The organism is Hyphomicrobium sp. (genome assembly GCF_035687085.1).
Taxonomy (GTDB): Bacteria; Pseudomonadota; Alphaproteobacteria; order Rhizobiales; family Hyphomicrobiaceae; genus Hyphomicrobium_B.
In genome coordinates, this window is the sequence record NZ_DASRYS010000011.1 from 152,301 (window position 1) to 160,479 (window position 8,179).

Genomic DNA, 8,179 nt, shown 5'->3' on the forward strand with positions numbered 1-8,179 from the left:
CAGGATCTGGATGGCGACCTTGCGGCCATTGTCGAGGCGATCGCGCAGATCGGCGGCGTTGAACGTATTCGCTTCCGACTGAGCGGCAATGCCGGCCGCGATGCCGACGATCTCGCGGATGGTTTCGCGAAGAAAGAAGTGGTCGTGCGCAACTTCATCGGCCCATCCGAGACGGCCGGCGAGCTTCAGAATGCGGCGAACGTCGCGTTCGGCGCGGCCGGTGCCAGCTGCAATGTCGCGAACGCGTGGAGGACGGAATCGCTCTTTGCCGCCGAGCAGCGCGGCGATCGCCTTCCATGCGGCTTCGTCCTCTGGCGCGAAACGCACGCGATGCGACGCGAGGCGAACGAAGGCGCCTTCGAGCGCGATGCTGCCGTCATCGGACAACGTCTGTAGGGCGGCTACGAACGCCGGCTTGCTCAAGCGTGGCTCGAGCGTGAGCCGCAACTGCTCGCGTCCGATACCTTGCAGATCGGGGTTCTCGGCGTGAAATGCGGAGACGCGCTCAAGCAGGCTTTCCGTAAAAGACGTCCATCGTTGCGGCGAAAGAGCGGTTCGCGCGTCGCGTGCGTCCAGCACCGTCAGGGAAAGTCTCGATTTCAGTTGTGCGGACTGCTTCGCGGAGAGCGTGCGATCTCGCGCGAACGCGGTCAGATCAATCCAGAACGGCGGCGTGTCGAGCAAGACCGACAACGCTGCGTGGGGATCGTCTATTGCCATTGCCGCGCGTTGAGCTTGCCGCTCGGGTGTCCGCCGCTTTCGCGATGGCGCGCGCAGATCAATGAATTTGCCGCCGCCGATCGTGCGCTGCGCGGAGATATCGCGCAGGATAAAGCGATCGGACACGGCCGCCGCAATCGGATGATCGAGGACCAATTGTACGTCGGCGCAGGCGCCGGGTTGCAGCGATTTATCGCCGAGCAGAACGATGCGCGCACCGGCCTCGGCCGACGCATGGTGCAAGCGCACCGGATACCATTGTCCTATGGCTTTCTCTTCCGACGGCAAGATCCGCAATTGCGCATCGATGCGGGCGGTTGGCGCGTGCAGCTCGTGATCGAGCACGAGATCGCCGCGATGGATCGCATCTTTTGAAATACCGGGTCCGGCGAGATTGAGCGCGCAGCGGTCGCCGGCTCGTCCCGTCTCAGCTGGCCTGTTCTGCGCGTGGATCGAGCGCACGCGTGCCGCGAGGCCCGATGGGCTCAGCTGCACGTGATCGCCGATGCAAACGGATCCGGAGAGAACTGTTCCCGTCACAACCACGCCGACGCCGGACAACGTGAAGACGCGGTCGACAGCGAGACGAAAGCGCCCTTCCGCCGGTCGCGCTTCGATGAGTGACGCGGCAACGTTTAGATAATCGCGAAGTTCGTCGACGCCCTGCCCCGTCACCGCGGAGACGGTCAGGATATCGGCCTCGCTAAGCACCGTGCCTGACGATACTTTCTTGATTTGGTCTTTGACTTCGGCGATGCGTTCGCCGCTCACAAGATCGGTCTTCGTTATGACCATGACACCGTTGCCGATGCCGAGAAGATCGAGGATCGCCAAATGCTCGCGCGTCTGCGGCTTCACGCCGTCGTCGGCAGCGACCGTCAGCAGCGCAACGTCAATGCCGGTTGCGCCTGCCAGCATCGTGTGGACGAGGCGTTCGTGCCCCGGCACATCGATGAAACCGAGGATCTGTCCGTCCTCTGTAGGCAGATAGGCGAAGCCGAGATCGATTGTTATTCCGCGTGCCTTTTCTTCCTTCAGGCGGTCCGCGTCGACTCCGGTCAGGGCTTTGACCAGTGCCGTTTTTCCATGATCGATATGGCCAGCGGTGCCGATGATCATTTGTTTCTATCGGCCGGATTTCCCGCGCTCGATGTATCGAGCGTACTTAAGACAGATAGAAATGCGGCGTCATCGGTCAAGCATCGGACATCGAGGATGAGACTGCCCGCTTCGAGACGGCCGATAATGGGGCGCCCCAGTCCGCGCAGCGCGACGGCCAATCGTTCAAGCGCGATGCCGCCGCTGTTCGAGGTGATGCTGAGGCCCGCGCTCGGGATCGTGTCGAGCGGCAGCGCTCCCGAACCAATCTGGCTTTCGCATTCGCAAAGGTTCACTGCGAAGTCGCGGCCTATGGCGTGCTGAACGGCCGGCAACAGCCGGAGGGCCTGATCCTCGATTTCGTCGCGTGTGCGCGCGAGACAATGCAGAGTCGGCAGACGTTCGGCCAAACGATCCGGATCGCGATAGAGCTTCAGGGTGGCCTCTATCGCGGCCAAGCGGATCTTATCAACGCGAAGCGCGCGCTTCATCGGATTGCGGTTGATGGCTGCGATTGCAGCGCGCTTGCCGACGATGAAACCCGCCTGCGGGCCGCCCAGAAGCTTGTCGCCTGAGAAGGTCACGACATCGGCGCCTTCGGCTACCGCGTCCCGGACGGTCGGCTCTTTCTTCAAGCCATAGCGCGAGAGATCGATGAGCGTGCCCGATCCCAGATCGTTCATCAGCGGGATATTTCTCTCGGCCGCGATGCGCGCGAGTTCGCGTGCGGCAACTTCGGAGGTGAAGCCCAGGATGCGGTAGTTCGAGGTGTGAACCTTCAGGATGACGCCGGTCGCTTCGTTGATTGCGTTGATATAGTCCTTCGTGTGGGTACGGTTCGTCGTTCCGACTTCAACGAGCTTTGCCCCGGCGCGCGCCATGATGTCGGGCATGCGGAACGCACCACCGATCTCGATCAATTCGCCGCGCGAGACGATCGCCTCGCGTCCAGCAGCGAGCGTGTTGAGGGACAGGAGAACCGCAGCAGCATTGTTGTTGACGACGGTTGCGTCTTCGGCGCCCGTCAACGCGCAGAGAATATCTCTGACATGATCATCGCGCTCGCCGCGTGTGCCGGTTTCCAAGTCGAATTCGAGAGCGACCGGGTCTCGCATCGCCGCCACTGCGGCTTCGATGGCGGCCTCCGCGAGCACGGCGCGCCCGAGATTGGTGTGAAGAACGACGCCCGTGAGATTGAACAACGGGCGAAGGCCTGAGCGATCCTCTTCGGCGAGGCGGGACAGCGCCAGCAAGGCAACGTGGTCGATGCCCGGTACGGCGGGCATGCCAGATTTGATAGCGGCGCGCGTATCGGCGAGCACAGCGCGTATGGCGTCAATGGCGGCAACGCGTCCGAACCGCTCGATGAGAGAGGGCGCTGCCTCGCTACTCAGAACGGCGTCGACAGAGGGAAGATCGCGCAGAGCAGCTCTCGAGATTTCCACCTGGACCTCAGGGAAAGGCGTTCATTGCCGCAAAGTTTCGCTCATGCGTCGAGTTCAGACGAGTCCGGCATCGTATCTTCAAGGGCTGCCGCGATGGTTTCGACATCGCGAGGGCCATTATAGAGCTGACCGTTGACAAACAGGCACGGCGTGCCTTTCACGCCGCTGCGAACGCCGCCGCGGAAATCGCGCTTGATGCGATCCGAGAAGGCGCCTTCGAATGCCAAGCGCGCGACGTCATCGTCGAGGCCGATGGCGCGGGCGTCGAGCAGCAGATGGTTGTCGTCGAGCGACCTCTGGTTCTCGAAGAGAATGTCGTGCATGTCCCAAAAGCGATCGATGGTATCGGCGGCTTCCGCAATTTCTGCCGCATGCTCCGCGTGGGGATGAAGACGCGTCAGAGGGAAATGCCTGTAGACGAAGCGCAGGTCCTGACCCATCGTGTCCTGCAGCGCCTTGATGACCACGTAATTGTCCGCGCAGTACGGGCATTCGAAATCGCCGTATTCGACCAAGGTCATAGGTGCATCGAGCGGGCCGTCGATATGATCGGCCTGGGAAACCGGTACCCATAATTGGCTCATCAGTTTACCTCCGGGTGATATTCGGCATTGCGACGTTCCGTTTACCCCCGTTTCGGTACTAAAGCGCGTTACAGGGCCGATGACAACAGATCATCGCTCGTGCGAATCCCCTCGCTGGAGGAGCTTCGAGCCGTCCGCAAACGCGTGTTAACGCTGCGGCGTGCCCCTTGGGGCCGTGCCGGCGAAACAGCTTGGCGATCTATCGTTGCGCTATTTGCGGGAAGCTGCGAGGCGGCTTTGCCAGAAGCGCCGGCCTTCCGAGAAGTGCCATGCCAGGAGCCCAGGCAAGCCCGTAATCAACTCGCGGGCACGTTTGAGCAAGGAGAGCGCGAGCGCCACATCGGGCCCTAGTCCGAACAGGCCGCCCACGACCACGTAACCGCCCTCCTGGACACCCGCAGCCCATGGCACGATGAAGGCCGCCGTGCGAAGCGCGAAGACGAGGCTTTCAAGGGACAGCACATCGCCCGCCGAAAGCGCCTGGTTCATGAACCAGAGCGCAATCCAGGTCTCGGCGGCGCCCGCGAGCCAGCCGAACACATGCAGGACCGTCGAGTTGAAGACCGCTCGCTTGTCCCGGTAGATCGACCGGATCGCCTCGTGGATGCTGTCGGCATCGGACAGCCCCTCCCAGGCGCGTGTGAAGCCGAGCTTGGCTGGCAGCGTTTCGAGGAAGAGGATCAGACCTTTATTCTGCGCAATGAGGAAACCAACAACAGCGATGGTGGCGATGGCGAGGCCGCCTGCAGCCCACCAGGCGGCGGCCTCGTCGGGGTGATAGACGAAGAGGATCGCGAGCCCCATGAAGGTGTAGATGAGCTGGCTCATCATTTCGGTCGTCATGTCGGTGATCGTCGTGGCGGCCGCCATGCTCACTTTCATGCCGCCTTTGCTCAACTCGCGCGCGCCCGCCGCTTCACCGGCGCCCGGTATAATGGCGAGCAGATTGCCGATGCTGTCGCGCATCCAGCGCGCCCACAGGAACGACACGCCCGGCGGCAAGGAATCCTTTTCGACAACGAGCACGCGCCAGCCCCAGGCACAGAAGAAGAGCGATGCCAGGTAGGCGCCGATGATCGCCGCCATGCCCTGCCACCCTGCCGTCGCGATCGCGTCCCAGACGCCCGCGATGCCGAAATAGAACAGAAGGCCGATCGCGAACGTAATTCCTGCCATCGCGGCAAGGAAGAACGCGGCGCGCGAATTCGACGAACTGGCCGCGGGCTCCGCGCTCATCCCTTGTCTCCGGCCGGGGTGGCGGCTCGCCCGTCGCCGATGGGCGTTGCGTTGCGGCCGTCCGCGAGCAGCTTACGGAAGGCTTGATAGGTGAAGATATTCTTCCCCCAGCGTACTTTGTTGCCGAAGAGGCCGAAAGCCCAGGCAAAGAAGCAGACGCATTCGCGCACCGGCACGAGCCACGGCTGAGCTGGCGTGTTCATCCGGAAGCTGCGGCGCACTTGATAGTGAAGCGCTATGCGGAGCGTGAGATGGAGCGCGATGATTGCCAGACCGATAACGGAGGGCCACGGAAGCAACAGGATTAGAAGCAACGGCAGCGGCCAGGTGATGACCGACATGAAGTGGTCGCCCGGACGGCAGAACCGCTCCATGCGCTGCCAGAGGATCTCGTGCCTGAAAAGTTCGCTGAAGCTCGTCTCGGCCACGATGGTGTCGCAGCAGTATGGCGACAGCACCACCTCGTACCCCTTTTGAGCCGTGAGGTTGCCCAGCGCGAAATCGTCGGGGAAGAAGTTCGACAGATGATTGAAGCCGCCGAAGGAGTCGAGCGCTTCCCGGCGCACCGCGCACATGGCGAATGCGAAGTCGATGCCCCGCAGGCCCACGTCGACGAGCACGGAGGGCGCGAACCAATCGCTGATGTTGAGCGCGCCAAAATCAGCGGCCGCAGCGCCGCCGTAGGGCTTGCCTTTGTAGATCGAGGCGACCGCGCCGACCTTCGGATTGATGAAGGGCGCGGCCATCGAGGCGATGCAGTGGCGGTCAACTATCAGATCGGCATCGGCGACGAGCAGAATGTCGTAGCGCGCCGCCTTGTAGATGTTGGCAAGGTTGGACGCGCGTGGATTGGGTCCGGCAAAATTGGCGTCGATGACGAGGCGCAGATTGCGATCCGGAAATTCCGCGATCAGGCGCTTGACGACGGCGACGGCGGGGTCCGTCTCGGAATGCGCGCCAAAAATGATCTCGTACTCGGGCCAATCCTGTTCGCAGAAGGTGCGCAGGCAATCGTATAGGAAGGGCTGCGAACCGTGGACAGGCTTCAGCACTGAGGCCGGCGGGCGCCATCCTTCGACGGGAATAACGGGCCGCTCACGAAAGCGCGCCGTGAAATAGAGCGCGAGCACGAGATAGGCCAATGCCGCAAGGCCGAGGATGATACCGGCGATCACGAACGGATTAAGGATCAGAAGCGGCAAGTCCATGCGGCAGGCGTTCCCTTGAGCGGCGAGCCTCGGGCTCACGCGAGGCTATGATGGTTTTTCGTCGCCCTACCACATGCGGCCGCTTTCGACGACCTCACGCCGCGAAAGCAGCTTTGAATGTCAGGGGCTGTAGCCCAAGGGCTGCAACCTTGGCGCGGACAACGGGGCTGACGAGCCCATGATATTCCTCGGCCGAGCCGTAGGTTTGCGGCTGGCCTTCCTTGCGCATTGCGGGGTGTGCGTAAAGCTCCGTCACACCGTCCGGCAGATGATCGAGATAGGACAGGATGCGCCGTTCGGTCATTGCGCCGGTATCGCTCACGCCGAATACTTGATCATTGAGCGCCAGACCTGCGGCCGTGATCTTCCGGCGCATGCGGCGCGTGAGGGCCGCGTAGAAGGTCCAATTGAAAAAGCGCTGAACGGGCTTGTCGGCGCCGGCTCGCCAGGAGGGTCCGAACGGCTCGACCGGAAATCTCACCGGCGGCGATCCGTAGCGCGGCGCATATTTGGCGATCGCATCCGTCACGACAGGATGCATGTGGAAATGATGGTGGCCGTTGACATGGTCCATCACAAGGCCCGTCGCGGCGAAGCGTTCAAATTGCGCGGCGATCTCGGCTTCCGCCTGCTTGCGCATCTCGCTCGAGAAGAAAAGATTGAAGCCGAAACGCTCCGGGTTGTTCGAGAAGCTTCCGTCAGGGCCGACGAGCAGCGGAATTTTTTCTGGCGGCAGCACGGGGCGGCTATCGACCAGATGGATGTGCAGGCCGACGCCGAGCTTTGGCAGCCGCTTCGCGCGTTCCACGGCGTCGGCGAATGCCTCGCCTCCCGTCATCAAACTCGTGGCCGAGAGGATGCCGTCTCTATGGGATGCTTCAATGCCTTCGTTGACGGGGATCGACATGCCGAAATCGTCGGCGGTCACGATCAACTTTTTCGCGCGGCGGTCTCCCCTCATGCGGTCAACGCCTCGACAGTTGTGAAAGCCGAGCTGATCGAATCTTCCATGCCCACATAATCCCACAGCCCATAACGGCCGATGGGATGAATTCCTGCCGCGTTCAGGCGCGCAAGAATGTCTTCCACAAGCTGATCGCGTTCGGGCGTGTGGTGGACATAGGCGCAGCGTATTACGTGCGCGACGGTACAGATGATATCTTCGCTTTTCACCCAGCCGAGGTTTTCGAGCGCGGCGATGACGCCGGGCTGCACTTTGCTGACGATGTCCGTCCGGTCGATATCGTCGCCCGGCACACCGACCTCGACGTAGACGGAATTGTACCCGCTCGAGGCCATGGCCGGGCCGATGTTGGAATAGCAGCCGAACCGATAGAACGGGATGGCGCGGTCCGGCACGTAGACCCAATGCGCATCTTTCACCTCAGGCGGTAAATTCCCACGAACGCCGAAGTTGAAGCTGACGGTGGCGCTGTGGCTCAGCTGATTGGCTGCGGCCACAAGATCGCCATCACCCGTCAGCTTGCAAAGCATCTTCAGCGGAATGCTGGGCAGCATCTTTTCCCAGGCAATCGTCCGGCCGGCACTCGTCGTGACCGCACGCCGGTCTAGGTCGATCGCCACTATTTCTTCGTTCGTCGCGACGCTTTTCAAGCCCTGAGCAAGTCCGCGGGTCAGAACGTCGATCCCGCCGCGCTTGGGATACCAGAACTTGCTGTTATACTCTTGGGTGTCTAAAGCCTCATTCGCGAAGCCGGCGCGGATGCGCTTCTCGTCCGGCAACGGAAAAAAGCGTTTCACCGCGCCGATCGACAGCCGGCTGAGCGGCGTCGCCATGGTCTTTTCGTTTTGCGGAATGAGGAAGCGGTCGGCGACGGCGTTGCCGAAGCCCGCGACGATGAACTCGCGAAAACCTGTGACGTCACCG

General features: G+C 62.1%; 6 protein-coding genes and 1 pseudogene. All 7 read right to left on the bottom strand.

The window, feature by feature from the left end; genetic code table 11:
- Positions 1 to 6 precede the first annotated feature (6 nt).
- A pseudogene (gene selB, locus VFG26_RS09255) lies at positions 7 to 1,839 on the bottom strand (selenocysteine-specific translation elongation factor); the annotation flags it as partial.
- Entirely contained in the window at positions 1,836 to 3,263 is a 1,428-nt protein-coding gene (selA, locus tag VFG26_RS09260) for an L-seryl-tRNA(Sec) selenium transferase (RefSeq protein WP_325024529.1), read from the bottom strand. The gene selA and the pseudogene selB, both read right to left, overlap by 4 nt.
- 41 nt (positions 3,264 to 3,304) lie before the next feature.
- Entirely contained in the window at positions 3,305 to 3,847 is a 543-nt protein-coding gene (locus VFG26_RS09265; protein WP_325024532.1) for a DsbA family protein, read from the bottom strand.
- Between the two features lie 210 nt (positions 3,848 to 4,057).
- Complete coding sequence (locus VFG26_RS09270) at positions 4,058 to 5,083, bottom strand: lysylphosphatidylglycerol synthase domain-containing protein (RefSeq protein ID WP_325024534.1); 1,026 nt, start codon at positions 5,081 to 5,083, stop codon at positions 4,058 to 4,060.
- A complete protein-coding gene (gene hpnI, locus VFG26_RS09275) occupies positions 5,080 to 6,291 on the bottom strand; it encodes a bacteriohopanetetrol glucosamine biosynthesis glycosyltransferase HpnI (protein WP_325024535.1) in 1,212 nt (403 codons plus the stop codon). The genes VFG26_RS09270 and hpnI overlap by 4 nt, the downstream gene beginning before the upstream one ends.
- A gap of 94 nt (positions 6,292 to 6,385) precedes the next feature.
- Positions 6,386 to 7,252 (bottom strand): hopanoid biosynthesis-associated protein HpnK, encoded by an 867-nt coding sequence (hpnK, locus tag VFG26_RS09280; RefSeq protein ID WP_325024537.1) that lies wholly within the window; start codon positions 7,250 to 7,252, stop codon positions 6,386 to 6,388.
- Positions 7,249 to 8,179: hypothetical protein (locus tag VFG26_RS09285; protein ID WP_325024539.1), on the bottom strand; the 931-nt coding region annotated here is incomplete at its 5' end. The genes hpnK and VFG26_RS09285, both read right to left, overlap by 4 nt.

Excerpts from the sequence above, each read along its gene's own strand:
- VFG26_RS09265 (WP_325024532.1), bottom strand. The coding sequence starts at position 3,847 with ATGAGCCAATTATGGGTACCGGTTTCCCAGGCCGATCATATCGACGGC.
- hpnI (WP_325024535.1), bottom strand. The coding sequence starts at position 6,291 with ATGGACTTGCCGCTTCTGATCCTTAATCCGTTCGTGATCGCCGGTATC.
- VFG26_RS09270 (WP_325024534.1), bottom strand. The coding sequence starts at position 5,083 with ATGAGCGCGGAGCCCGCGGCCAGTTCGTCGAATTCGCGCGCCGCGTTC.
- hpnK (WP_325024537.1), bottom strand. The coding sequence starts at position 7,252 with ATGAGGGGAGACCGCCGCGCGAAAAAGTTGATCGTGACCGCCGACGAT.